This is a genomic window from Komagataeibacter xylinus, assembly GCF_031081985.1.
GTDB classification, from domain to species: Bacteria; Pseudomonadota; Alphaproteobacteria; order Acetobacterales; family Acetobacteraceae; genus Komagataeibacter; species Komagataeibacter xylinus_E.
Genome location: NZ_JARWSK010000009.1, coordinates 43,850 through 66,667 on the forward strand (window position 1 = coordinate 43,850; position 22,818 = coordinate 66,667).

The 22,818-nt window shown below is 63.4% G+C and carries 24 protein-coding genes; 10 read left to right on the forward strand and 14 right to left on the reverse strand.

What is annotated here, in order from left to right; genetic code table 11:
- Positions 1–9: 9 nt before the first annotated feature.
- Positions 10–459: a DUF2501 domain-containing protein gene (locus QEG70_RS15080; protein ID WP_308721361.1), complete on the reverse strand. Its 450-nt coding sequence runs from the start codon at positions 457–459 to the stop codon at positions 10–12.
- Positions 460–829: 370 nt separating this feature from the next.
- On the opposite strand from QEG70_RS15080, the gene QEG70_RS15085 reads away from it, so the two are divergent.
- A complete protein-coding gene (locus QEG70_RS15085; protein WP_308721485.1) occupies positions 830–2,593 on the forward strand; it encodes an ABC transporter ATP-binding protein/permease in 1,764 nt (587 codons plus the stop codon).
- On the opposite strand, the gene QEG70_RS15090 is transcribed toward QEG70_RS15085, so the two are convergent.
- Genes QEG70_RS15090 through QEG70_RS15105 form a run of 4 tightly spaced genes read right to left on the reverse strand, consistent with a single transcriptional unit; the run spans position 2,571 to position 5,257 of the window.
- Positions 2,571–3,467, reverse strand: a complete 897-nt coding sequence (locus QEG70_RS15090) for a metal ABC transporter solute-binding protein, Zn/Mn family (RefSeq protein WP_308721362.1) — start codon at positions 3,465–3,467, stop codon at positions 2,571–2,573. The two genes, QEG70_RS15085 and QEG70_RS15090, sit on opposite strands and share 23 nt — an antisense overlap.
- Before the next feature lies 1 nt (position 3,468).
- Positions 3,469–4,341 (reverse strand): metal ABC transporter permease, encoded by an 873-nt coding sequence (locus QEG70_RS15095; protein ID WP_308721363.1) that lies wholly within the window; start codon positions 4,339–4,341, stop codon positions 3,469–3,471.
- Entirely contained in the window at positions 4,338–5,069 is a 732-nt protein-coding gene (locus QEG70_RS15100) for a metal ABC transporter ATP-binding protein (protein WP_374762615.1), read from the reverse strand. Before QEG70_RS15100 ends, QEG70_RS15095 begins: the two co-directional genes overlap by 4 nt.
- Positions 5,066–5,257, reverse strand: a complete 192-nt coding sequence (locus QEG70_RS15105) for a hypothetical protein (RefSeq protein ID WP_308721365.1) — start codon at positions 5,255–5,257, stop codon at positions 5,066–5,068. The genes QEG70_RS15100 and QEG70_RS15105 overlap by 4 nt, the downstream gene beginning before the upstream one ends.
- Before the next feature lie 112 nt (positions 5,258–5,369).
- Here QEG70_RS15105 and QEG70_RS15110 point away from each other — a divergent pair, with 112 nt between their 5' ends.
- The 3 genes from QEG70_RS15110 (at position 5,370) to fumC (ending at position 10,390) form a co-directional block, all read left to right on the forward strand.
- Positions 5,370–5,999 (forward strand): LysE family translocator, encoded by a 630-nt coding sequence (locus QEG70_RS15110; protein ID WP_308721486.1) that lies wholly within the window; start codon positions 5,370–5,372, stop codon positions 5,997–5,999.
- Between the two features lie 426 nt (positions 6,000–6,425).
- Complete coding sequence (locus tag QEG70_RS15115) at positions 6,426–8,771, forward strand: TonB-dependent receptor (RefSeq protein WP_308721366.1); 2,346 nt, start codon at positions 6,426–6,428, stop codon at positions 8,769–8,771.
- A gap of 164 nt (positions 8,772–8,935) precedes the next feature.
- Positions 8,936–10,390, forward strand: a complete 1,455-nt coding sequence (fumC, locus tag QEG70_RS15120) for a class II fumarate hydratase (protein ID WP_308721367.1) — start codon at positions 8,936–8,938, stop codon at positions 10,388–10,390.
- A 258-nt stretch (positions 10,391–10,648) separates the two neighbouring features.
- On the opposite strand, the gene QEG70_RS15125 is transcribed toward fumC, so the two are convergent.
- From QEG70_RS15125 to QEG70_RS15150, 6 genes are all read right to left on the reverse strand, one after another.
- The gene (locus QEG70_RS15125) at positions 10,649–11,860 is read right to left on the reverse strand and encodes an SMP-30/gluconolactonase/LRE family protein (protein WP_308721368.1); all 1,212 of its coding nucleotides are present in this window, start codon (positions 11,858–11,860) and stop codon (positions 10,649–10,651) included.
- Positions 11,861–11,983: 123 nt separating this feature from the next.
- Complete coding sequence (gene hmuQ, locus QEG70_RS15130) at positions 11,984–12,298, reverse strand: heme-degrading protein HmuQ (RefSeq protein ID WP_308721369.1); 315 nt, start codon at positions 12,296–12,298, stop codon at positions 11,984–11,986.
- 164 nt (positions 12,299–12,462) lie between these two features.
- Entirely contained in the window at positions 12,463–12,801 is a 339-nt protein-coding gene (locus tag QEG70_RS15135; protein WP_308721370.1) for a hypothetical protein, read from the reverse strand.
- Positions 12,802–12,892: 91 nt separating this feature from the next.
- Positions 12,893–13,864, reverse strand: a complete 972-nt coding sequence (locus QEG70_RS15140; RefSeq protein ID WP_308721371.1) for a TrbI/VirB10 family protein — start codon at positions 13,862–13,864, stop codon at positions 12,893–12,895.
- The gene (locus QEG70_RS15145) at positions 13,861–14,763 is read right to left on the reverse strand and encodes a TrbG/VirB9 family P-type conjugative transfer protein (protein ID WP_308721372.1); all 903 of its coding nucleotides are present in this window, start codon (positions 14,761–14,763) and stop codon (positions 13,861–13,863) included. Before QEG70_RS15145 ends, QEG70_RS15140 begins: the two co-directional genes overlap by 4 nt.
- The gene (locus QEG70_RS15150) at positions 14,760–14,981 is read right to left on the reverse strand and encodes a hypothetical protein (RefSeq protein WP_308721373.1); all 222 of its coding nucleotides are present in this window, start codon (positions 14,979–14,981) and stop codon (positions 14,760–14,762) included. The genes QEG70_RS15145 and QEG70_RS15150 overlap by 4 nt, the downstream gene beginning before the upstream one ends.
- Positions 14,982–15,103: 122 nt before the next feature.
- On the opposite strand from QEG70_RS15150, the gene QEG70_RS15155 reads away from it, so the two are divergent.
- From QEG70_RS15155 to QEG70_RS15165, 3 genes are all read left to right on the forward strand, one after another.
- Entirely contained in the window at positions 15,104–15,850 is a 747-nt protein-coding gene (locus QEG70_RS15155) for a lytic transglycosylase domain-containing protein (RefSeq protein WP_308721374.1), read from the forward strand.
- 133 nt (positions 15,851–15,983) lie between these two features.
- Positions 15,984–16,520 carry a DUF1269 domain-containing protein gene (locus tag QEG70_RS15160; RefSeq protein WP_308721375.1) on the forward strand — a complete coding sequence of 179 codons (537 nt, stop codon included), beginning with the start codon at positions 15,984–15,986 and terminating at the stop codon, positions 16,518–16,520.
- Between the two features lie 217 nt (positions 16,521–16,737).
- Positions 16,738–17,829 carry an L-dopachrome tautomerase-related protein gene (locus tag QEG70_RS15165; protein WP_308721487.1) on the forward strand — a complete coding sequence of 364 codons (1,092 nt, stop codon included), beginning with the start codon at positions 16,738–16,740 and terminating at the stop codon, positions 17,827–17,829.
- 242 nt (positions 17,830–18,071) lie between these two features.
- Here the strand turns inward: QEG70_RS15165 and petA are convergent, their stop codons facing one another.
- Entirely contained in the window at positions 18,072–18,707 is a 636-nt protein-coding gene (petA, locus tag QEG70_RS15170; protein ID WP_308721488.1) for a ubiquinol-cytochrome c reductase iron-sulfur subunit, read from the reverse strand.
- Positions 18,708–18,867: 160 nt separating this feature from the next.
- Between petA and QEG70_RS15175 the strand changes: the two genes are divergently transcribed.
- The 3 genes from QEG70_RS15175 (at position 18,868) to QEG70_RS15185 (ending at position 20,032) form a co-directional block, all read left to right on the forward strand.
- Complete coding sequence (locus tag QEG70_RS15175; protein WP_308721376.1) at positions 18,868–19,053, forward strand: YqaE/Pmp3 family membrane protein; 186 nt, start codon at positions 18,868–18,870, stop codon at positions 19,051–19,053.
- Positions 19,054–19,063: 10 nt separating this feature from the next.
- Positions 19,064–19,708, forward strand: a complete 645-nt coding sequence (gene grxB, locus QEG70_RS15180) for a glutaredoxin 2 (RefSeq protein ID WP_308721377.1) — start codon at positions 19,064–19,066, stop codon at positions 19,706–19,708.
- Between the two features lie 117 nt (positions 19,709–19,825).
- Positions 19,826–20,032: a hypothetical protein gene (locus QEG70_RS15185; RefSeq protein ID WP_308721378.1), complete on the forward strand. Its 207-nt coding sequence runs from the start codon at positions 19,826–19,828 to the stop codon at positions 20,030–20,032.
- Between the two features lie 276 nt (positions 20,033–20,308).
- Here the strand turns inward: QEG70_RS15185 and QEG70_RS15190 are convergent, their stop codons facing one another.
- A complete protein-coding gene (locus QEG70_RS15190; protein WP_308721379.1) occupies positions 20,309–20,947 on the reverse strand; it encodes a hypothetical protein in 639 nt (212 codons plus the stop codon).
- Positions 20,948–21,299: 352 nt separating this feature from the next.
- Positions 21,300–22,733: a cryptochrome/photolyase family protein gene (locus tag QEG70_RS15195; protein ID WP_308721380.1), complete on the reverse strand. Its 1,434-nt coding sequence runs from the start codon at positions 22,731–22,733 to the stop codon at positions 21,300–21,302.
- Between the last annotated feature and the right edge of the window lie 85 nt (positions 22,734–22,818).

Sequence of the window (22,818 nt, forward strand, 5' to 3'; positions counted from 1 at the left end):
CCGCCGTAATCAGAGCATGGACTTCGCGCGGGCTTCCACCTTGGCGCAGGCCTGCTTGCGGATGTCGGCTGAAGCATCCTCGAGCGAGATGGGGGCCTTGCCGCCCACCTTCAGCAGCCCGGTCGAGCCATCGGCGTAGGACATGTTGCCCTTCTGGTTGGACGGCACGTCGTTGGTCTTCTTGTTGAAGGCGGCGAGCACCGGCCAGGCTTCAGACGCGGTCAGGTAGTTGGACTGGATGCAGTAGTTCATGATGCCGCCAAGATCAGCAGGCTTGGCGGAGGCAACGGCGGAATACACCGTATCAGCCGAGAGCGAACCCGGCTTGATCTGCTCGACCTGGTTGGCAACGCCTGCGCCCGTGGGCGGCGAGACTTCAGCGGCATGGGCCGCAAGCGGTGCTGCGGCCAGCACGGTTGCGAAGGCACTGGCGGACAGGACGCGACCGAACGACACCATATTCATTATTCCTTGCATGTTCATCTGGCAGGCCGATCACGGCCCACTCAATTGTGAATCTATGTGTCAGGCATAACACGATGGGCGCGCGCCGCACCCCTGCGGCGGATATGTCAGGCATTCGTCTTTTCGATATATAGCGCTCTTGTCATGCGCTTTATGCGCCATAAACCCCTGTTGTCAGCCGGTATTGGCTGCCGGGTGCCGGGCGCGCGCAAATGGCGCATGTGGTCAATAAGTTGTGATAATGCTTAATGTCCCCGGCTTTTTGCGCGCAAAACGGGCGTGTGGCGCAATCATGATTGAGTCCGCCCCCACTTCGTGGGAATGCTGTGGGTTCCTGCCTTTCACCCCACTGCACGGGATCAACATGCAGCATTTGCGCCTTCTCCTGAAAGATGTCTGGTACCTGACCCGCCCCTATTTCGTGTCGGAGGACAAGAAATGGGCCTGGGGCCTGCTCGTGGCCGTTCTGGTGCTGACCTTCTCCATCGTGGGGATGGACCTGCTCCAGTCATTCTCGCGCAATGTGTATTACACCGCGCTGCAGCAGCGTGACGCCACTACCTTCCTGCGCGGGCTGTTCTGGTATGTGCATAATGAGAGCGGGTACGTGCCCGGCTTCTTCATCATCACCATTCCGGCCATCCTGTTCAGCGTCTATGCCACCTACCTGCAGCAGATGCTCGGCCTGCGCTGGCGGCGGTGGCTGACCGCGCGCATGACGCGGCAGTGGATGGAAAACCAGACCTATTTCCGCATCGCCATCACCACGTCGGGCATTGAGGCCGGGGCCGACAACCCCGACCAGCGCATACAGGAGGACCTGAACAGCTTTGTGACCGATACGCTGACGCAGTTCATCAACCTGCTGTCCAATATCGTGACGCTGTTCAGCTATGTCGGGCTTTTGTGGGTGCTGTCCGGCCCGCTGGAAATATGGGGCATGTCCATACCGGGCTATTTCTTCTGGGCCGCACTCATCTATTCCGTGGTGGCGACGTGGGTTACGCATCTTGCCGGTCATAAACTGGCGGGGCTGCAGTTCTTCCAGCAGCGCGCCGAGGCCGATTTCCGCTACAGCCTCGTCCATGTGCGCAACAATGCTGAAGGCATCGCGCTCTATCGGGGCGAGGCGGAGGAACAGGCTGGGCTCGACCGCTCCTTCGCCTCTGTTTACGGCAATTTCCTTTCCATCATGCGCCGCACCAAATGGCTGGGCCTGCTCACCACGGGGCTGGATGTGGTGTCGGGCAACTTTGCGCTGCTGATCGGCTCGATCCGCTATTTCGCGGGCAAGATGAGCTTCGGCACGCTCATGCAGTTGGTCATGGCGTTCTCGCGCGTGCAGGGGGCATTGGGCTGGCTGTCCAATTCCTATGCCGCGCTGACCACATGGCATGCGGAGGTGGCGCGTCTGGCCACCTTCCAGCGCGTGATGGACCGCGCGCAGGCCATGAAGAGCGAGGTCAGCCTCATTGCAGCCCCCGCCGGGGCGGCCATGCAGGTCAGCGGGCTGGACGTGTTCCGCCCCGATGGCACGGCCCTGCTCAGGGATGTGAACCTTACGCTGCCGCATGGGCAGATGACGGTGGTGACCGGCCCCTCGGGCACCGGCAAGTCCACGCTGTTCCGGGTGCTGGCGGGTATCTGGCCGTTTGCCAAAGGCACGATCACGCGCCCTGACGTGCCGATGATGTTCGTGCCCCAGCGCCCCTACATGCCCACTGGCACGCTGCGCCGGGCCGTGGCCTATCCGGCGGACAGCACGGCCTATGCCGCAACGCAGGTGGCGCAGGCGCTGCAGCAGGTGGGCCTTGGCGCGCTGGTGCCGCGCCTTGAAAACGAGGAGCCGTGGGGGCAGATCCTCTCGCCTGGCGAACTCCAGCGCCTGGCCTTCGCGCGCATCGTGCTGGCGCGGCCGGGCTGGGTCTTTCTCGATGAATCGACCTCGAACCTCGATGCCGCGTCCGAGGCCGCCCTTTATGCCCTGCTGGCCGAGGCCTGCCCGGGCATGACGGTGGTGTCGATCACGCACCGGCAGTCAGTGGTGGGCATGCATGAAAATGCCATTGACCTCACCCCCTTTGCCGTGGGTGCGACCGACATGGTCAGTGCGGACGCATCGCCCTGACCATCAGCTCGGTATTGTGGCGCATCATGCTGATGTAGTCAGGCGCGGGGCCGCCCGCGGTGGAGAGGGCCTCGGCATAAAGCTCGCCGCCGGGCTGTGCCCCGGTGGCGCGGGCGACCTGCTGCACAAGGCGCGGGTCGGTCGCGTTTTCAAGGAAATAGGTGGTCATGCCGCTTTCGCGGATCTGCGCGATCAGCCTGCCTACATCGGCGGCGGAGGCTTCGGTCTCGGTGGAAAGGCCCTGCGGCGCCATGAAGGTCACGCCATAGGCGCGGCCAAAATAGCCAAAGGCATCATGGCTTGTCAGCACGCGCCGCCGCGCGGGCGGGATGGTGTCGATCGCGGTGCGGATGTCATGGTCAAGGGCCTGCAACTGCGCGGTATAGGCCGCCGCCGAGGCACGGAAGTCATCGGCATCCGCCGGGTCGGCGGCGATCAGCGCATCGCGGATGTTGTTGGTCCATACAATCACGTTGGGCACGCTGTTCCACACATGCGGGTCGGTTTCCACCTGCTGGCCATCGTGTTCGGTGTGGATGTCGATCCCGTCCGAGACGATGACGGGCCTGCCCTGATAGCCCGCCGCATGGGCAAGGCGGGCAAACCAGCTTTCCAGCCCCTCGCCACTCATGAATACGACATCGGCCTGCCGCAGGGCGCGGGCATCATCGGGGGCGGGTTCGAATTCATGCGGGTCGCCATCGGGTGGCACCAGTGATGTGACCGCGACATGCGCGCCGCCCACATGCGACACCACATCGGCCAGCACGGTAAAGCTGGCAACGGCATGCACCACATGCGGCGCGGGGGCTGCATGGGCAGGCTGGATGGACAGGAAACCGCAGAAGCCCAGAAGGCAGGTGAGGCGGCGCATGTCAGTGACTCCGGAAGGGGGATGAACCACCCCCCGCGCGGATGCCGGCGGGGGAGGCAAGAAGGGAGAACAGGTAAGCTGCCGAACAGGTGAGGATGATGCACGGCCCCGCCGCCAGCCTGAAATGGTAGGACACGAGCAGCCCCGTATAGCCCGCCAGCATGCCCACCGTGGCCGAGAGCGCCATCATCGGCACAAGGCGGCGCGTCCACAGCCGCGCGGTGGCGGCGGGCACCATCATCATGCCCACCGACATGAGCGTGCCCAGGGCTTCAAACCCGGCCACGAGGTTGATGACCACAAGGAACAGGAACACCATGTGGTACAGCGCGCCCCGGCTGCCGGTCATGCGCATGAAGCCGGGGTCCACGCATTCCATGACCAGCGGCCGCCAGATGAAGGACAGCAGGAACAGGCTGAGCGTGGTGATGCCCGCCATCAGGTACAGGGCAGGCCCGTCAATGGCGAGAATGGTGCCGAACAGCACGTGCAGCAGGTCGATGTTCGATCCCCGCGCCGAGACGATCAGCACGCCCAGCGCCAGTGATGTGAGGTAGAAACTGGCAAAGCTCGCATCTTCCGCCAGATGCGTGCGGCGGCTCACCAGCCCCGCCAGCAGCGCCACCCCCAGCCCCGCCGCGATGCCCCCCAGCCCCATGGCCGTAAGCGACAGCCCGCCCGCCGCCAGAAAGCCTATGGCGGCACCGGGCAGGATGGCGTGGCTCATCGCATCGCCAATCAGGCTCATGCGGCGCAGTTGCAGCAGTACGCCCACCGGCCCCGCCCCCATGCCCAGCGTGATGGAGGCGACCAGCGCGCGACGCATGAAGCCAAAGGTGGCGAACGGCTCCCATAACCCGACAAGCATGCTCATGCCGGGCCGCCTGCCCACGGGGTGGCCTGAGGCGTGTCATACGCACGTTGCAGCGTGCCCGGCGTAAGGATGCGCGCGGTCTCGCCCCAGATGGCCTGCCCGCCCGAGAGCAGCACCACATGCGGAAAGCAGGTGCGGATCTGGTGCATGTCATGCAGCACGGCAATGATGGTGCGGCCCTGCGCGTGCCATTCGCGCACCAGTGCCAGCAGGTCCTGCGTGGTGGGGGCATCAAGTGCGGTGAACGGTTCATCGAGCATGATGACGGTGGCATCGGTCATGAGCAGGCGCGCGAACAGCAGGCGCTGGAACTGCCCTGCCGAGAGCGCATCGATCATGCGCCCGGCCTGTTTTTCCAGCCCCACGCGGCACAGCGCATCGGCCGCGCGCTGGCGCACGGCCCGGCTGGCCGCGCCAAAAGCCCCGGTCTGGCGCCATGCGCCACCGAGCACCATGTCGGTTACGCTGATGGGAAAGGCGCGGTCAATGATGCGGGCCTGCGGCAGGTAGCCAAAATCCTGCGCGCGCAACCCCCCGAGGGTGATCCTGCCCGCGCTCAGCGGTACTTCGCCCAGTATGGCGCGCAGCAGGGTGGACTTGCCCGCGCCATTGGCCCCTGCGATGGCGGTCATGCTGCCGGGCGCGAAGCTGCCGGTTACATGCTGCCACACCGGCGTGCCGTTGAGTACGACACCCGCATCATCCAGCCCGATGGCGCCATGGCTCATGGCTGGGCCACGGCCCAGGCCACCAGCCCCCATAACAGGCCACAGGGCAGTGCCATGCACACCAGGCGCTGCCAGCCTGCGCGGGCCATCCATGTCAGCGGCAGGGGCGTTGCCGCCTTGGGGGCAGGGTGGGGCATTGTCGTGTTGTGGTCCTGCAGGGCGTGACGGGTGGCTGAGGGGAATGGCATGGGAACGCCCAAAGTGTTATAATATAACATTCGTCTACAGCACGGGCTTGCCATCCGTCAAGCGAAGGCTGCATTGTTACGTCATGCGCACGGCATGATCGGGGTGAAACGGGTGAGCTTTCATACATGGCTGCTGTTCGCCGCCACCGCCTTCCTGCTCTCGGCCATGCCGGGGCCGAACATGATGCATGTCATGTCCATCAGCGTGCGGCACGGCCTGCTGCGCAGCACGGGGGTCATGGCGGGGTGCATGCTGGCCATCGTGCTGGTGGTGTGCGCCTCCCTTGCGGGCATGGCGGGCGTGCTGGCGGCCTCGCCCCGGCTGTTTGCGGGGCTGCGCGTGGTGGGAGCAGCCTATCTGGTGTTTCTGGGCGTGCGCGTGTGGATGGCGCGCGACACGGAAGGCGAGGATGCGCAGGCGGCGGACCCGCAAACAGCCGCGCCGTGGCGTGAACTGTTCCGTGATGGATTCCTGACCGGTATCAGCAACCCCAAGCTGCTGCTGTTTGCCGCAGCCTTCCTGCCGCAGTTCGTCAACCCGGCAGCCCCGCACATGCCGCAATATGTCCTGCTCGTCACCACCTTCGTGCTTGTCGAGGCGTTCTGGTACCTGGTTTACGCGGGCGGCGGGCGCATGCTGTCGGCCTGGCTGCGCACGCCGGTGGTGCGGCGGGTGTTTGGCATCGTGACCGGGCTGGTGTTCATGGGGTTCGGGGCCATGCTGCTGCTGGCGCGGGTTTAGGGAACCTGTTTGAAAAAAGCGTCGCCAGAAACTTTCTACTGATGGCGTCCGGCCCGGCTGGGCATGGTCCACGTTGCGCACCCCAAAGGCATGGAATCCGGCAATGACGGCGCCTGTTTCCGCCTGCGCACAGTATTACGGCGTATACATCTGGAAACGCCGCAGGCGGCATGTGTTTTTTATTATCGATTCCATATAGTTGTGCTGCATCGGTTTATGCTGGCTGCAAAAGCCGGGTCATCAGGGGTGGTTGGTAAAGTAGGTGCATCTATATACAGTCATATATAGACATCTGTATCTATAAGGACACAGTCATGCAGTATATGACGATTACGTGATTAATATATTTATGCTGATATAGACGCTGCGGCAGGTGGGTTATATACGGCCATGCATGTTCAAAATGGCTAACGAAATGGAATCAGCATGGCCAGAATGACCGCAGGTATGGCGTGGATGCTTTCGGCCAGTCTTGGCGCATTGCTCATCCCCTCCGCTTACGCACAGGGCACCGGCACGGATGCGGACAAGGGCAAAAAAGCCCTGTCCACCGCCAAAAGCACCCCCGCTGCAGATGACGCTGTAGGCTCCGCCAATGCGGAGGAAATGACCGTGATCGGCCACCATCGCATGGTGGCGGGCGCTGCGGCCAACTATAACAAGAAGATGGCCAATCTCGGCCCGCTGGGCACGCGCCGCACGCTTGATACGCCCATGTCGATCATGACCGTGCCGCATGACGTGATCGTCAACCAGCAGGCGCGCAACATCAACGACCTGATGCAGTACATCCCCTCGGTGCAGCTTGAAACGCGCGCCGACCCCGGCACCAGCCGCCCGCAGTCGCGCGGGTTCGAGGCGGATGTGATCTCCAACAGCCGCATCGACGGGCTGAACGCCTTTACGGTCACGCCATATGCTGCCGAGCAGTTCGACAACGTGCAGGTGCTCAACGGCCTAGCAGGCGCCATGTATGGACCCCAGAACCCGGCGGGCACGTTTGAATACGGCCTCAAGCGCCCGACCGACGAGCGCATCAACCGCCTTGTGGTGGGTGTGGATTCCGTTGGCACGCTGATGGAAAACGTCGATGCATCGGGCCGCGCGGGCAAGCATGGCTGGTTTGGCTACCGCATCAACCTGCTGCATGGCGATGGCACGTCCTATGTGCAGGATAGCTGGGTGCGCCGTAACATGGTCAGCGCCGATTTCGATATCCATTTCGACCGCGATACCGTGCTGGAACTCGATGCCAGCCATTACACTTTTGATGAGCGCGGCATGCCTGCGGGCGTCAACCTCAAGGGCTACAGCCTGCCTTCGGCCCCTGACCTGAGCAAGCCCCATATGGGGCAGGACTATTCGGGCTACAATTCCGAGAACAACGTCTTCCTCGCCAAGCTCAAGCATCGCATCAACGATAACTGGAGCTTCGTCATCGGCGGGCTGTACCAGGATTCCGGGCGGCAGGTGTTTGAATCAGCGGACTCGCTGATCAACAATTCCGGTGGCTACACCCAGTCTCTCTCGGCTGCCACCACGGTCAATGACTTCAAGGTCGGCAGTAATATGGCCTATGTCAACGGCCATGTGCGCACCGGCTTTATCAGGCATGATCTGGTCATTGGCACCAATGGCTACATGGAAGGCGGCTACAACCCGCTGAGTGGGCAGAGCTATACCGATATCAAGGCGGGCACGCTGAATAACCCCACGGTTGCGGCCAATGGCCCGCAGCCCTATTACAGCGGCAAGTATGAATCGCAGTACGTGCGCTACCAGTCGATGATCCTGGGTGACACGGTGCACTTCAACAAGCACTGGTCGGTCATGGGCACGCTGGCTTGGAGCTGGCTGGATCAGGACGCCACGAGCACCACCACGGCGGCCAAGAACACCACGAGCATCGAAAACGGCTATACCGTCACCACTACCCATCTGGCCAAGGGTGCCACCACCAACAGCCGTGCCAATGCGGCCTTCAGCCCCATGGCCAGCCTGGTCTACAAGCCGACCGACAACCAGACCGCCTATTTCACCTATGGCCGTTCGCTGCAGGCGGGCACGACCGCCCCGGCCGATGCGCTCAATGCCAATGGTCTCACATCCCCCGTGCATAGCGAGGAATATGAGGTGGGCTACAAGATGCAGTGGCGCCAGATGCAGTTCAACGTGGCGGGTTTCCGCGCCACGCGCAGCTATGCTTTCTATGAAGGCAGCAACACGCTGTATGGCAATTTCGGCACGCAGCGCAATTATGGCGTTGAGTTCCAGGCCATGGGTCACATCACGCCGCGCCTGTCGGTTATCGGTGGCATGACGTGGATCGATGCGGAGGTGACGCATGCAGCCTTTGCCGCCCTCAACAACAAGGAAGTTGTGGGTGTGGCCCCGCTGCAGGCCAATGCGCTGATGGACTACCGCATTCCGTTCCCGCGTGGCTTCGCGCTCAATGGCCTGGCGGTCAATGCCAACGTACATTACACCGGCCGCAGGGCTGCCGATATTGAAAACACGACCTATGCCGGCTCCTACGTTACGCTGGATCTGGGCGTGCGTTATCCGTTCCGTGCGGCCAAGCATCCGTGGATGGCCCGCTTTGGCGTGACCAATGTGGCCAATGAGCGCTACTGGTCCTCGGTCTATAATGGCACGGTGTCGAGTGCGGGTGTCACGACCAAGGATGCCACGGCCACGTCGCTCAACAGTGGCAGCGCCGCCTATGCCGGCATGCCGCGTGCCTTCCACTTCACGCTGGAAGCTGATTTCTAAAAACGCCGTTCAAAAAACAGTACACGTTTCTGGGTGCCGCCTTTTTTCAAAAAGGCGGCATTTTTTTATGAAGTGCCGCGCACCCGCTTGTGATGGCGGGCAGGGGCGCGAAAGGCGGGTGGTGTGCCCATATTCCCTGCAACCATAAGGGAAGGAACGCCACCATGACCGAACCCACACCCCCGACATTGACTGACTGCCCCATCGGGCTCGACGCCACCGGCACGCGGCGCGAGAAGGACTCGATGGGCGAGATTGACGTGCCCGCCAGCCATTACTGGGGTGCCCAGACCCAGCGCAGCCTCGTGCATTTCTCGATCGGGCGCGACCATATGCCCATCGAGGTATGCCATGCCTATGGCATCGTGAAAAAAGCGGCGGCCCAGGTGAATGCCGCTGACGGGCGCATGCCACAATGGAAGGCCGACGCCATCAGTCGCGTGGCCGATGAGGTGATTGCGGGCAGGCTGGATTCCGAATTCCCGCTTTTTGTCTGGCAGACCGGCTCGGGCACGCAGACGAACATGAACGTGAACGAGGTGATCGCCAACCGCGCCATCCAGCTTCTTGGAGGCACCATTGGCTCCAAAAGCCCGGTTCACCCCAATGATGACGTGAACATGGGCCAGTCGAGCAATGACTCGTTCCCCACAGCCATGCATGTGGCGACATTGCTTGAAATCGACAGCCGCCTGCTGCCGCGCGTGCGTGAACTGATCGAATGCCTGCGCAGCAAGGCGGAGGAATGGATGCAGGTGGTCAAGATAGGCCGCACCCATCTGCAGGATGCCGTGCCGCTTACGGTGGGGCAGGAATGGTCGGGCTGGGCGCAGCAGCTGGAAGATGCTTTGGAGGCGGTCGAGGCCGCGCGCCCCGGCCTGTTGCAGCTTGCGGCGGGCGGCACGGCGGTGGGCACCGGGCTGAACGCCCCGCCGGGCTTCAGCCGGGCCATTGCGGGGCGCATTGCCGCGCTGACGGGCAAGCCCTTTGTGACCGCACCCAACAAATTCGCGGCCCTTGGCGGGCTGGATGCCATGGTCCGGGCCTCGGCGGGGCTGCGCGGGGTTGCGGTAACCCTGCTCAAGATTGCCAATGACATGCGCCTGCTCGGCTCCGGCCCGCGCTGCGGGTTGGGTGAGCTACACCTGCCGGAAAACGAACCCGGCTCCTCCATCATGCCCGGAAAGGTCAACCCGACCCAGTGCGAGGCGATGGTGATGATCTGCACGCAGGTGCTTGGCAATGACGCCACGGTGGCGTTTGCGGGCAGCCAGGGCCAGCTTGACCTGAACGTGATGCGCCCGGTGATCGTGGCCAATGTGCTGCATGCCATCCGCATCCTGGCCGATGGCTGCCACAACTTCCGTGTGTTTTCGGTGGCAGGCGCCACACTCAACCGCAAGCGCATTGAGTCTTACGTGGCGGGCTCGGTCATGCTGGTCACGGCCCTCAGCCCCGAAATCGGCTACGACCGGGCCTCGGCCATCGCCCATCAGGCCATGGAACACGACATCAGCCTGCGCGAGGCCGCATTGGCCTCCGGCTTTGTCGATGGCGCAACTTTCGACCGCCTCGTCCGCCCGCTCGACATGGTGGGCAAGGGCGTAGGCGGGGCCTGACAGGATAAACATTTCCGGGTGCCGCCTTTTTTCAAAAAGGCGGCTTTCCTCGAAGCCTGTTGAAAAAAGCCGCACCCGGATGATGCCTGCCTGCGCTGTGGCGCGAACCCTGACGATGATCCTTTCCCGTGGGCATGAAAAGGGGGAGGTGAAAAGGACGCTTTGGTTGGTAGTTTCTTTAACAGTAAAATAAGGATGTGGAATCAATGGGTTCCACAAAGAGTGTTCCCCGCACACGCAGGGATAAACCTGTCTCATTTACGAAGGTGCTGCGCCCTGCGTGTTGACCTGTAGCGTGAACAGCGTATCGCCCGCGCACATGAACACCACATCGCGCTTGGGGCCGCCGAAGGTCAGGTTCGACACCCCGCGCGGCAGGCGGATGCGGCCGATCATGTGGCCGTGGGGGTTGTACACCACCACGCCGCACAGCCCCAGCGGCCCGTTGGCCCCGCACCACAGGTTGCCGAAAATGTCGGTGCGCATGCCATCGGGAATCATCGCGTGCCCGTTCAGCATCATGTCGGCAAACGGGTGGAGGTTGCGCACTTCGCCGCCTGCCACGTCAGCGGCATGGATGCGCCCGTCGCCGCCCTGTCCGTTCTGCCCCGGTCCCGGCCCGTCGGAAATGACATAGACGATCTTGCCATCGGGCGAGAACGCAATGCCGTTGGGGTCGGGCAGCTGCTTTTCGGTCAGCACGGCCTTGACCTCGCCCGTGGTCGGGTCGATGCGGAAGACATGGTCCTCCTGCCGCCTGCTGCCGCCAAACTCGGTCATGACCTCGCCATCAAGGTTCCAGCGTTCCACGCCCGCGCGGTTGGCCGGGTTGCCCGGCGCATCGGGGTGGCCTTCCACGATCGTGTCGCCATAGCCGGGATCGGTAAACCAGATGCTGCCATCAGGGTGCACGGCAAGGTCGTTGGGCGAGTTGAGCGGGGCGTTATTGTAGCGGTCGGCCAGCACGCGGCACGAGCCGTCATGCTCCCAGCGCACTACGCGGCGCAGGCCGTGCTCGCAACTGACCAGGCGGCCTTCATTGTCAAAGATGTTGCCATTGCTGTGATAGGACGGGCTGCGGAAGATGGAGACAGCCCCGTTCTCCCACAGATAGCGGTACTGCACGGCGCGGATTGTATCGCTCAGCAGCAGGAAGCGCCCCTCGCTGCACCAGGCCGGGCCTTCCAGCCAGCCGCCGCCGCGCCATGTCAGTTTCAGGCTGGCATTGGCATAGGCCAGATTGCCAAAGCTGGGGTCGAGCACCAGAATATCGGGGTCGGGCAGGGGTGTGACAGGCGCATCAGCACCCCATTGCCGCGGCGGGTTCGACACCACGCTGGGCGGCTGGGGCAGGCCATCAGGGCTGGCGGCCCGGGCGCGTCGGCCGATGCTCCATAGTCCTTCCGTGGCCAGCCCTCCGGCAAGCATGGCCCGTCGGCCAGGATTGAACGGATGGATGACTGGCGGCATGGAAGCCTCCCTCTGATGATGATGGATCACGACAGGACAATCCGGCCCCTGCAGGGGCCAAGTGACGCCGCATGAAAGGCGATCGTGAAAATATAGGTCGAAGTTTTAAAAAAAAGACGGTTTTCAGTTCTGGATATCCTGCAGCACTTCAAAGCCTTCAAACACCGGCGGCCCTGCCATGAGCGGCTTGCGGTTGCCTGCATGCGCGTGGGCTGCGCGAAACTGCTCCGACTGGGTCCAGCCTACAAAGGCTTCATAGGAGTCCCATACGGTATGGGAGGCGTAGAGGATGTAGTCCTCGTGCGCGGGGCCCTTGAGGAACTGGAAGCTGACAAAGCCGGGCACGGTGCGCAGGTGCACCTCGCGGCCCAGCCAGCGCTCACGGAATTCGGCCTCGTTCTCGGGCGGGATACGGAAACGGTTCATGGCGATATACATGTGTCTGGCTTCTCCTTAAAAGCTGTTCTGAAAGCCTGCCTGCGCCCCGGCTGAAGGGCGCGCCGCAAGGGCAGGGTAACGCATGGCGGGGGTATTTCCACCCGCTTTGCACGGCGTATCGCAACGCCCGCACCCTGCCTTTCCACCCACGCAGGGGCGGCCTTTCAGCGGCGCTCCGAATCCGCGCCGCTACCCTCATCGGTAATGCCCGCGCGTGAGGGGGCATCCGCGCCGGGTTCCATCGTGCGGCTCATGCGGGCAACACCGGCATCATCGCCAAACCCCTGGCCCGACACACGGCGGCGGGGGGCGGGGTTTTCCGCCAGCACGGTGGCCAGCGCCTCGGGGTCGGTGCGTTCGGCTTCATCAAACAGTTCATCGGCACGGGCCTGATCGCCCGCGCGTTCGGCGCGCAGGCCCGCCTCGGCCAGATGGCGGGCGGCTGCGTGCTTGTTTCCGCCATCATCACCGGGGCGGTCATCATCATTCATTGAGCGCGGCATGGGCCTGCCTTTCGTGTCGTGTTGGGGGCCGGGTGGGCCATGCGCAGACAACACGCGGGGCAGGGGCATGGTTCACCGCCAGCGTGCATGGCTACTGCTCGGCCAGCGTATAGACGCTGCTGAAGTCAAGGTCGCGCGCCACATAGATCTGCACCATGTTGCCCTGCTGCACATACAGGCTGGGTGGCACGTTGCTGGTCTGGGCCAGGATGACCTTTTCCACCTCGCTTACGACTGAATTGGTGTTGTCGCTGCTGGTGGTGATGCTGGTTGTGCCCGGTTTGGAGGCGAGGTTGGTGATGGCCTGCACCATCATCTGCCCCACATTGGTGATGATCGACACCATGATCGCATCGCCAAAGCGCGCCCAGAAATGCGTGTTGACCTTGCCCTTTACCCCGCTGCCGCCAAGCGGCGTGGTGCCGGGGCTGAGCAGGTCGATGGTCACGCCCTCGGGGTTGCGCAGGCGCAGCCAGTTCACGAAAATACGCTTCTGGCCATATTGCAGGGCGGATGTCACCTCGCCTTCCGCCACCGCCCCCTTGTCGATCAGGCGCACCTTGCCGTTGATGGAATAGACATCATGGCTGACCCGGCAGGTGACCAGTCCGGGCAGGGTGGTGTTGATCTCGTTGATCGTGCCGCACGGGATCAGCGTGCCCTTGCCCACGATCAGGTTCTGGCCGTGCATCAGGCTGGCATGGGTGGTAGGCGTGCTCTCGGGCTGCAGGCGGGTCAGGAGCGGGTTGTCGCTTTTGGTGGCCGCCGTGGCCGCAGCAGGTGTGGCCGCCGGGGTATCGGCCACGGGGGTGGCGAAGGTGAAGTCATGGCCGAGCCTGCGCTTCATGGCGGCGTCTTCCACGCTGTCCACCACGGTTGCGGGGGTTGCCACGGGGGCAGGGGCTGGCGCGGCAGGCGGGCACGAGGCCTGTCCCTGCCCATCGACCATGACGGTGCTGCCGGGGCATCTGAGGGTAAGCCGGGCCGCATCCTGCGCGCGGGCGGGGCTGCTGGCCCCCGCCGCGCACAGTGCCAGCACGCAGGTCGCGGCCACGCGCTTCATGATGCCCCGTCACGCACGACCCGGCGCACCATGGGCGAGATGGTGCCGCCCGGCGTGCTGCCCAGCGAGGGGTTGAACCCGTCATTGACCACGCCAATCACGAGGCTGCCGTAGCGGATGCGCCATTGTCGGGCGGTCATCTGGGCGGCGAGGATATTGTGGTCGCGCCCCAGCACCACGGCATTGACCACCGTTTCCTGCCCGCTTTCGTTCATGACATACAGCGTGGGCAGCACCCCGTTTTCAGGAAAGCGGAAATAGGTGAAGCGGTAGTCATCCCACACGTTCAGCGGGGCGATGGCCCGGTCCTGCGTGCCATCCGAGCGGCGATAGGCGGTATTGTGCGGCCCGTCGCCATAGGGGTCGGCCAGTGCGGCCTCGATGTGGCGGGCCTGTGCTGCGGCAGCCTTTTTGCCGCCGTCCTCATCGGGGTAGACATAGGTCAGCTCCACCGTGGCCTGCGCCAGCGCCCACGGCGTGGGGGCGAAGACGGTGCGCGTGACGCCATCCGCCCCCTTTTCCTGCTGGCCGCCCACGTAATGCAGCAGGATATGGTAGGTGCGGCGGTCGGTCACGATGGCCAGGTTGGTGTCGCTTTCCTGCGCCTTGGGGCGGATGAAGCAATGGTTCTCGCGGCAGGCGAAGGACCAGCCGCCTTCCTCGCCAAAGGCGTGGGTGATGTAATGTTCATCGGGGGCGAGGGTGATGTCGGTCGCAATCCCTACCACGCCGTCGATTTCCACCGTATCACGCGGGTTATAGATGACCGACTTGATGCGGTAGTCATAGGGTGAGGCGCTCTTGCGCCCCGTGGCCCCGGCAGGTGCCGCGCACAGGACGGGCGTCATGAGGGCCGCCATCAGGGCCATGCGCCAGGTGCTGCGAAGTGTGCGGGTCATGGGCGTGCGGCCTGTGTGCTGGAGGCAGGGGCGCTTGCGCGGCCCGATAGTTCAGGCGGCGGCGTGCGGTTGACCGGCACCAGATGCCACATGTTGGGCTGGGTTACATGGCCGGGCCGGGGCGCGCAGCCAGCCAGCAGCAGGCCCACCGCCACGCCCATGCCCAGACGCGCGCCCACAGGCCGCAGGCGTGAAAAGATGCGGACGGCCTGGCTCACAGACCGGGCAGCCCGACCCTGAAGCGGACCGCTACCGATTGCTCAAAGCCGTCTCTTGACATCGTTCGCATGCGAAAAGGATAAAAAAGCCCCCTGTTATTGGCAAGTCCGGGAAGGAAGAAATGCAGCGCCGGTTCCTTCTCGCGCTTCTGGCGTGGCTTTCATGTGGGCTGATCGGCCCGGCGGGGGCAAGCGTGCCCGCTGTGCCGTTCGCCAGGCTTGCGCAAAGCTGCGCGCCCGATACCGCGCCCCGCACGCTCATGCTGGTTGCAGCACAGGAATCAGGGGGCGTGCCGTGGGCCATTCATGTCAATGGCCCGTACCGCCTGCCCCGGCCCCCCGCGAGCCTGGCCGAAGCCACCGCCACCGTGCGGTGGCTGGCCGCCCACGGGCATGATTTTGATACGGGGCTGCTTCAGATCAACAGCCGCAACGCAACACGGCTGGGGCTGGACCCTGCAGCCCTGCTCGAGCCATGCCGCAACCTGCGCGTGGCCAGCCTCATCCTGCATCAATGCTACCGCGCGGCCCTGCCCGATGGGGCCAGCCCGCAGGCCGCGCTGCGCCATGCGCTGAGCTGCTACAATACCGGCAGCCTCACGCGGGGCCTGCGCAATGGCTATGTCGATGGCCTGCTGGCCCGCGCGGCCCAGCCCACAGCCCCCACAACGCTGATGATCCCCGCACTTGAGACCCCGCCCGCCCCACCCGATGATGACGACGCCCCGCCGCAGGCGTCACAGCCCGCAAACCCGCCCGGCCACGACCCGCAGGCCGATGATGCGCAGGGTGATGACCCGCAGGGGCAGGACGCCTTTACGCATGCGCCGCGCGATGTGTTCACCCCCCGGCCGGCTCCGCATGACTGAAGCGCTGGACACAGACCTGCATCGCGCAGGCGGCGGCCATGCCCAAAACCACCACGGCAGATGGGCGGGCTGCATGTAATATCAACATCCTCATCCGCCACTACCGTGGCGGTAGCATGCAACGGAGTATCCCATGTCCGATCTGATCGTTATCGGTTTTGACAACAAGGACGAAGCCACGGCCGCGCTGACCGAATGCAAGAAGCTGGAAAAGGAATACCTGCTTGACCTCGAGGACGCGGTTGTCGTGATCCGTGATGCGGATGGCAAGCTGCACCTGCAGCAGAGCATCAACCTTGAAAAGGTCGGTGCCTCCTATGGCCTGTTCTCGGGCGGCTTCTGGGGTGCGCTGGTTGGCCTTCTGTGCCTGAACCCGCTGGCAGGCTTTGTTGCGGGCAGCATTGTCGGCGCTGGCGCCGGGGCGCTGGCGGGCAAGATGTCCGATTACGGCATTGATGACAATTTCATCAAGTCGCTTGGCGCGACCATTCCCGCCAATACGTCCGCCCTGTTCGTGCTGGTGCGCAAGTCGCAGCCCGACAAGGTTCTGGCTGACCTGAGCGAGTTCAAGGGCCATGCCCGCGTGCTCCAGACCTCGCTCTCGCCCGCCAATGAAGGCAAGCTGCGCGAAGCGCTTGGCCAGATGGCCGCAGCCGCCCCCGCGGCCTGAAGACCCGCCCCCCGCAGGGCTGCTGCGCCTGCGGGGAACAGCGTCATCAAAACGCTTCGGAGAACGCCGCCTTTTTGAAAAAAAGGCGGCACCCAAAACGTCCATCAATCATTTATTTTCAGATTATTTTTCACACGCAGCCGTGAACCGCCTGCGCGGCGCAGGGTGATAGGGTAGGGGCATGCGCTTCCCCCATTTTTTCCTTTCCCTGCGCGGCATGGCCGTGGCGGGCGTGGTGTTCGCCCTTGGTCTGGCTGGCCAGCCGGGGCCGGCTTGCGCGCGTGAGGCGCTGCACACGGCCTGGACCTCGCAGCGCGTGCTCAATGCCGTGGCCGTGGCGGATAACGGGCGCATGTTCGTCTCTTTCCCGTATTGGGGCGGCGGTGGCGGCGGTCCGAGCGTGGCCGAGGTCGATACGCAGGGCGTGCCCCATGCCTTCCCCGATGTGCGCTGGAACCATATGGATGGCACGAAAGGCGACATGCAGCCTTTCGTGCGGGTCAACGCCCTGCGCATCGGGCCGGACGGGTTGCTGTGGGTGGTGGATTCGGGCGATGCCAATGTTGGCGGGCCGCCCAACCCCATGGGCGGAGCGCCTGCACGGCTGCTGGCCTTTGACATCACGACCGGGCAGCCCGTGCATATCATCTCGTTGCGCGCCAGCAGCACGCCGCACAGCTATATCGACGATATCCGCTTTCATAACGACACGATTTTCGTCACCGATGCGGGCGACCCCGCCCTGATCGTGGTCAGCCAGCGCACCGGGCAGCAGCGCCGCGTGCTGGCCCATGACCGTTCCACCACCGATGAACGCCCGATGTATGCCGAGGGCCGATTGCTGACCACTGGCGGTCACCCCGCCCGCGTGCATGCCGACCAGCTCGAGGTCTCGCCCGATGGGTCGAAACTCTATTTCCAGCCCAGTTCCGGCCCGCTCTGGGTCGCCCCCACCGCCGCGCTGGAAAACCCGGACCTGCCCGCGCCGGATCTCGCCCGGTCTGTCCGGCTGTTTTACAACACCCCCACTACCGGCGGCACGGCCATTGATGGCGATGGCAACCTGTATGTATCGGATGTGAACCGGCTGCGTATCCTGCGCCTGACCCCGCAGGGCAGGGCCACCACGCTGGTGCGCGACAGGCGGCTGGTCTGGGCCGATGCCATGTGGATCGACAGCCACGGCACGTTGTGGATTCCTGCAGTCCAGCTCAACCGCACCGCCAGCTTCCAGCCTGATGGAAAATCACGCCTGCGCCTGCCGGTTGCGATCTACACCATGGACCTGCACCTCAAACCGGTGCGCTAGGGCCATGTGATAAAAATTTCCGGGTGCCGTCCTTTTAAAAATTGCGGTGTTCTCTCGAAGTTTTTTTAACAGACTGCTTGAAAAGTCAGCCCGGAAAACATCCAGAAATCATAAGGAAGTTTTTGGTGAAGCTTTTTTCAAAAAGCTTCGAAGAACGCCGCCTTTTTGAAAAAAGGCGGCACCCAAAAACTTTTATCATTTTTTATCAATGAGTTGTTTTCAGACAGCCGTTTACTGGTTTTTCAGAGCTGGAGAATGCTCGAGAAGTCAAAATCCTGCCCCGTCGGGTTCTCGCCCAGCCGGATGACGGTCGGCGTGGGCATGCTGTATGGCGGCACCGGCAGGTTGTAGGGCGCGGGGGCACCACGGAACACACGGCCCGCGAGGTCGAATTTGGAGCCATGGCACGGGCAGGCATAGCCGCCGGGCCAACTGGCGTCTCCCTTGCCCTCGGGCAGGGGTTTGTAGGCGGGCACGCAACCCAGATGGGTGCAGATGCCCACCACCACGCCGTAGCGCGGGTCAAGCGAGCGGTGCCAGTTTGTGGCATAGGGCGGCTGCTGGTTGTCGTGCGATGGCCCATCGCGCAGGCGGGCGGTCTGGGCCGCATCCTGCAGCACGGCCAGCGCCTCGGGCGTGCGGTGGGTAATGAAAACCGGCTTGCCCTGCCATGTCACCACAATCTGCTGCCCCGGTGGCAGGGCGGATATGTCCACGTCCACCGGCAGGTGAGCGGCGGCGCTGTCGCGCGGGGCAAGACTTTGCAGGAAAGGCCACAGGCATGCCCCGGCCCCCGCAGCAGCGGTGGCGGTGGTGACAAGCCCGAGGAAATTCCGGCGCCCTCCGGGGGCGGGTTGTGTATCCGACGCGTTTTCCATCATCATGTTTTTACTGCGCTCCCCCGCCAAAAGGAAGAGGATACAGCGCACATGCATCATGTTGCCCCAGCCGTGCCACACAGGCAGAAATATGAGGCGAACCCATCCGTGCATGGCGTCATGCCCGCTGCCCTGCCGGACTCCAAGAAAGGTATTGTTGATGCGCCTGATCCTGGCCCTTTTGCTGCCCTGGCTACAGTTTTTCACCATCGGGCGGCCCTTTGCAGGCATTGTGTGCCTGATCCTGCAGGTTACCGTCATTGGCTGGATTCCCGCCGCCATCTGGTCGGTCTATGCGCTGAGCCAGTTCACCACCGACCGCAAGATCGCGGCCCTCAAACGCTAACGGGACCGGCATGAAACTCTATATCTACGACCACTGCCCTTTCTGCGTGAAGCCACGCATGATTTTTGGCCTCAAGCACATACCGGTGACCGATATCGTGCTGCTCAATGATGACGTGCAGACCCCCACCCGCATGATAGGCCGCAAGATGGTGCCGATTCTGGAACAGGACGGCCATTTCATGGGGGAAAGCATGGATATCGTCACCCATGTCGATGCCATGGATGGCAAACCCCTGCTGACCGGCCCCACGCGCCCCGAAGTCACCGCGTGGATGAAGGAGATGCACGAACCCTACCTGAACCTGACACTCCCGCGCACGGCGGCAACGCCCCTGCCGGAGTTCGCGACCACGGCGGCGCGGCTGTATTTCATCCGCAACAAGGAGGAGATGGTCGGCCCGTTTTATCAGCGCCTGGCTGAAAGCCCGGCCCTGATCGCCCGCATCAATGCGGCCTTCCCGCGCCTGGCCGGACTGATTCGCAGCCCGGACGCGGTCAACGGCCAGCTTTCAACCGATGACATCCATCTCTTTCCCTTCCTGCGCAACCTGACGCTGGTGGCGGGGCTTGTATGGCCCGAGCCGGTGCGGGCCTATGCCACGCGCATGGCGCAGGCCACCGGCATTGGGCTGCTTGACGCCATGGCGGCCTGAGCGGGGCGTGCCAGCCACGCACATGGCAGCCCCGCCGGGGCGGGGCGGCAGGAAACTGTCAGCCCGGCCTGGCCGTTTGCGGTGCAGGACACGCCCGGCATCACAGGGAGGGACACCATGCCAGCATTTCACGACACGCCGCGCCTCCCCGTCAGGCGTGGGGGCACGCCGTTCGAGGTCTGGGTCCGTCAGGCGCTGCATGCGCGATTCGACCGGGTCTTTGCCGAAAATCTGCCTCATGAAATTCTGGTTCACCTCGCCCAGCCTGACCCGATGTTCCCTGACCTTGCGGAACATGATGGTGAACCGGAGCTCAATGGCTGAGTCCCTGATGGAACGGGTGGGTCAGGTGTGGATTTTTTTCACCGTAATCCGCCCGAGTCCCCTGCACAGGAAACTGCAGGCGTAAAGAAGGGTGCAAAAAGAATCCTGTTTATGGCGGAAAATAGCCATTTATTGTCGCTTTGCCGCAACAGGAAACAGGATTCGCAAGATGGAATCTTTCACGCAAGCCTGTGGATAAGTCTGTTGACGCTTGAGGAGATCAGGCATCGGAATGCAGAGTCCTCCTTTTTTCGTGATTTGTTCTGGCGCCCTTTTTCAGCCCGGCAGGTGCATGGTCACATGCGGCTGTCCGTTGGCCTGCCATTCGCGGCGTAGCTGGGGGGCGCCTTCCTCGGTCGTGGGGCAGACGATGTGCCACGGGTTGCCATCAAGCCGCAGGGCAACCCAGCCATGAATGGTGTCACTGCCGGGGGCCAGACCGACAAGGGTTATGTCCGTCATGGGGTCATAGGCGGCAAACTGCCGTGCATGGCCTTCAAAGACCAGCTTCAGCGTGGCGTGGGAGTCGCACATGCGCTTGAGGTCAACGAGCAGGCTGCCACCATGCATCGTGTCCCTGCCAAACATCAGGGTGCCTCCGCCCGCCCGTATGTTCACCGGCAGCATGGTCACGCTCGTGCACTGGGCATGGCCTACGATGATCGTGCCCCCATCAAGGTGCAGGGCACCCGTGTTCCAGCCGTCGAGTTCGGGCAGGGTCATGCTCATCCACGCGCCGCTCTGCGCAACGATGGGGCATTGATTGCCCCGGTTGGCCGAGATGCGGCCTTCCCTGCGGTACTGGGCCACGGCCTGCTGGAGCGAATCGGTATCGAAATGACCGGATACAAGGGTCAGTTGCCCATTTTCACAGGACACCGCCTGCGTGGAGCCATACCTGTTCCTGCTACCCATGAAATCCTGCCTCCAGGTGCTGCATGCATGCCACCTGCGCGGGAGACATGATTAAAATATTGTCATTTTTAAGATATTGGCGCTGATCAACTGAAAAAATGCCGCCATCCGTCATGGGCGCGGCGTGCTGATGACTTTCATGCCGTTTGGGAAATGACGGAAATTAGTTTCATATAATAATTAATACATAATACCTGTTACTGTCTGGAAAATTCCTAACATCATATGAAGCGGCTGTCCACTTACAGGGCGGGTCGTCCATAATCGGGGCTAGAGCAGATCTGGTTTGAATAGACACATTCGAACTGACGAAGATGATTTATAAACAATGAGTTAGAGAAAACATACAGCGTCAGGGTTCAGTGGAGTTGCCCTGGAGCGCCTTCCACGCGGCCAGCGCGCGGGCCCGCCCGCCTGCCAGATCAACCACGGGGACGGGGTAGCGCGTGCCTGCGGGCAGGTCGGCTTTCCACGGCGTGTGGATGGCCCGCCCGGGCAGGCGCGCGAGTTCGGGCACCCAGTGCCGCACATACGCACCTTCGGGGTCGAATTTTTCGCCTTGCAGCACCGGGTTGAAAATACGGAAATACGGGGCCGCATCCAGCCCGCACCCGGCCACCCATTGCCAGTTGAACGGATTGCTCGCCACATCGGCATCCACCAGCGTATCGGCAAACCACCGTTCGCCCACCCGCCAGTCCAGCAGCAGGTGCTTGGTCAGGAAAGACGCCACGATCATGCGCACGCGGTTATGCATGCAGCCCGTGTGCCACAATTCGCGCATGCCCGCGTCGATGATGGGGTAGCCGGTGCGCCCGCGCTGCCAGGCCTGCAGCCCGGCAGGGTCGGTGCGCCAGGGCATGGCATCGAATTCGGGGCGCAGGCTGCGCGTTGCCATATCGGGAAACTCGAACAGGGTGGAATGGGCGAAATCCCGCCACCCCAGCTCGCTCAGGAAGCTCGCGCTGTCACGGTCGCCTGCGCCCCGCGCCTCTACCGCGTGCCAGACCTGCCGGGGCGAAATGTGACCAAAGCGCAGGCACGGCGACAGGCCCGATGTAGCGGGTCGGGCGGGCAGGTCACGCGCGGTGGCATAACCGGGCAGGCGCTCGGCTACGAATGTATCAAGCCGCTCAAGGGCCGCTGCCTCGCCCGGTTGCCATGTAGCGCGCAGGCCCGCCGCCCAGTCGGGCGTGGTGGGGCGCAGCGACAGGCCGGCCAGCTTCACGAGCCGTTCGGTTACGGCATCTGGCACCGGGGCTGCTGCCAGGGCGGCATTCAGCCCATGTGGCACGGGCAGCGGCGGCGGCGGCGTGCCCATGGCCTGCACCGCCCGCCACCATGGCGTGAAAACGCGAAAGGGGCTGCCCTGCTTCGTGCGCACCTGCCATGGCTCATGCAGCATATTGCCGGGATGGCTCTGGGCCATCAGGCCCCCGGCTTTCAGTGCGGTCTTGATCGCGGCATCACGCGTGCGGGCAGGCCCTGCGTAACGGCGGTTCCATTCCACGCCACGCGCGCCCAGCGTCCGGGCAAGCCACAAAAGGCTTTCCTGTTCCGGCCCGGCCATGAGGCATAACTGGCCGCCTTGCGCGCGCAGGTCGGCATCAAGGGCCTCAAGTGCGCCGTGCAGCCACCATTTTTCGGCGCCACCCAGATTCAGCGCGGGGTCATGGATATACACGCATACCACCGGCCCCGCCGCCACCGCGGCAGACAGGGCCGGGTTATCCGCCAGCCGCAGATCATCACGAAACCACATGATGGTGGGAGCATAATCAGCCATGACGACCCCGTTCCAGAAAATACCGGCTGTTTGTGTGGGGTACAAATGGCAGGCCGTCAAATAACCACCCGATCGCCGCGCACCG

Excerpts from the sequence above, each read along its gene's own strand:
- QEG70_RS15080 (WP_308721361.1), bottom strand. The coding sequence starts at position 459 with ATGGTGTCGTTCGGTCGCGTCCTGTCCGCCAGTGCCTTCGCAACCGTG.
- QEG70_RS15085 (WP_308721485.1), top strand. The coding sequence starts at position 830 with ATGCAGCATTTGCGCCTTCTCCTGAAAGATGTCTGGTACCTGACCCGC.
- QEG70_RS15090 (WP_308721362.1), bottom strand. The coding sequence starts at position 3,467 with ATGCGCCGCCTCACCTGCCTTCTGGGCTTCTGCGGTTTCCTGTCCATC.
- QEG70_RS15095 (WP_308721363.1), bottom strand. The coding sequence starts at position 4,341 with ATGAGCATGCTTGTCGGGTTATGGGAGCCGTTCGCCACCTTTGGCTTC.
- QEG70_RS15100 (WP_374762615.1), bottom strand. The coding sequence starts at position 5,069 with ATGAGCCATGGCGCCATCGGGCTGGATGATGCGGGTGTCGTACTCAAC.
- QEG70_RS15105 (WP_308721365.1), bottom strand. The coding sequence starts at position 5,257 with ATGCCATTCCCCTCAGCCACCCGTCACGCCCTGCAGGACCACAACACG.
- QEG70_RS15115 (WP_308721366.1), top strand. The coding sequence starts at position 6,426 with ATGGCCAGAATGACCGCAGGTATGGCGTGGATGCTTTCGGCCAGTCTT.
- fumC (WP_308721367.1), top strand. The coding sequence starts at position 8,936 with ATGACCGAACCCACACCCCCGACATTGACTGACTGCCCCATCGGGCTC.
- QEG70_RS15125 (WP_308721368.1), bottom strand. The coding sequence starts at position 11,860 with ATGCCGCCAGTCATCCATCCGTTCAATCCTGGCCGACGGGCCATGCTT.
- hmuQ (WP_308721369.1), bottom strand. The coding sequence starts at position 12,298 with ATGTATATCGCCATGAACCGTTTCCGTATCCCGCCCGAGAACGAGGCC.
- QEG70_RS15135 (WP_308721370.1), bottom strand. The coding sequence starts at position 12,801 with ATGCCGCGCTCAATGAATGATGATGACCGCCCCGGTGATGATGGCGGA.
- QEG70_RS15140 (WP_308721371.1), bottom strand. The coding sequence starts at position 13,864 with ATGAAGCGCGTGGCCGCGACCTGCGTGCTGGCACTGTGCGCGGCGGGG.
- QEG70_RS15145 (WP_308721372.1), bottom strand. The coding sequence starts at position 14,763 with ATGACCCGCACACTTCGCAGCACCTGGCGCATGGCCCTGATGGCGGCC.
- QEG70_RS15155 (WP_308721374.1), top strand. The coding sequence starts at position 15,104 with ATGCAGCGCCGGTTCCTTCTCGCGCTTCTGGCGTGGCTTTCATGTGGG.
- QEG70_RS15160 (WP_308721375.1), top strand. The coding sequence starts at position 15,984 with ATGTCCGATCTGATCGTTATCGGTTTTGACAACAAGGACGAAGCCACG.
- QEG70_RS15165 (WP_308721487.1), top strand. The coding sequence starts at position 16,738 with ATGGCCGTGGCGGGCGTGGTGTTCGCCCTTGGTCTGGCTGGCCAGCCG.
- petA (WP_308721488.1), bottom strand. The coding sequence starts at position 18,707 with ATGGAAAACGCGTCGGATACACAACCCGCCCCCGGAGGGCGCCGGAAT.
- QEG70_RS15175 (WP_308721376.1), top strand. The coding sequence starts at position 18,868 with ATGCGCCTGATCCTGGCCCTTTTGCTGCCCTGGCTACAGTTTTTCACC.
- grxB (WP_308721377.1), top strand. The coding sequence starts at position 19,064 with ATGAAACTCTATATCTACGACCACTGCCCTTTCTGCGTGAAGCCACGC.
- QEG70_RS15185 (WP_308721378.1), top strand. The coding sequence starts at position 19,826 with ATGCCAGCATTTCACGACACGCCGCGCCTCCCCGTCAGGCGTGGGGGC.
- QEG70_RS15190 (WP_308721379.1), bottom strand. The coding sequence starts at position 20,947 with ATGGGTAGCAGGAACAGGTATGGCTCCACGCAGGCGGTGTCCTGTGAA.
- QEG70_RS15195 (WP_308721380.1), bottom strand. The coding sequence starts at position 22,733 with ATGGCTGATTATGCTCCCACCATCATGTGGTTTCGTGATGATCTGCGG.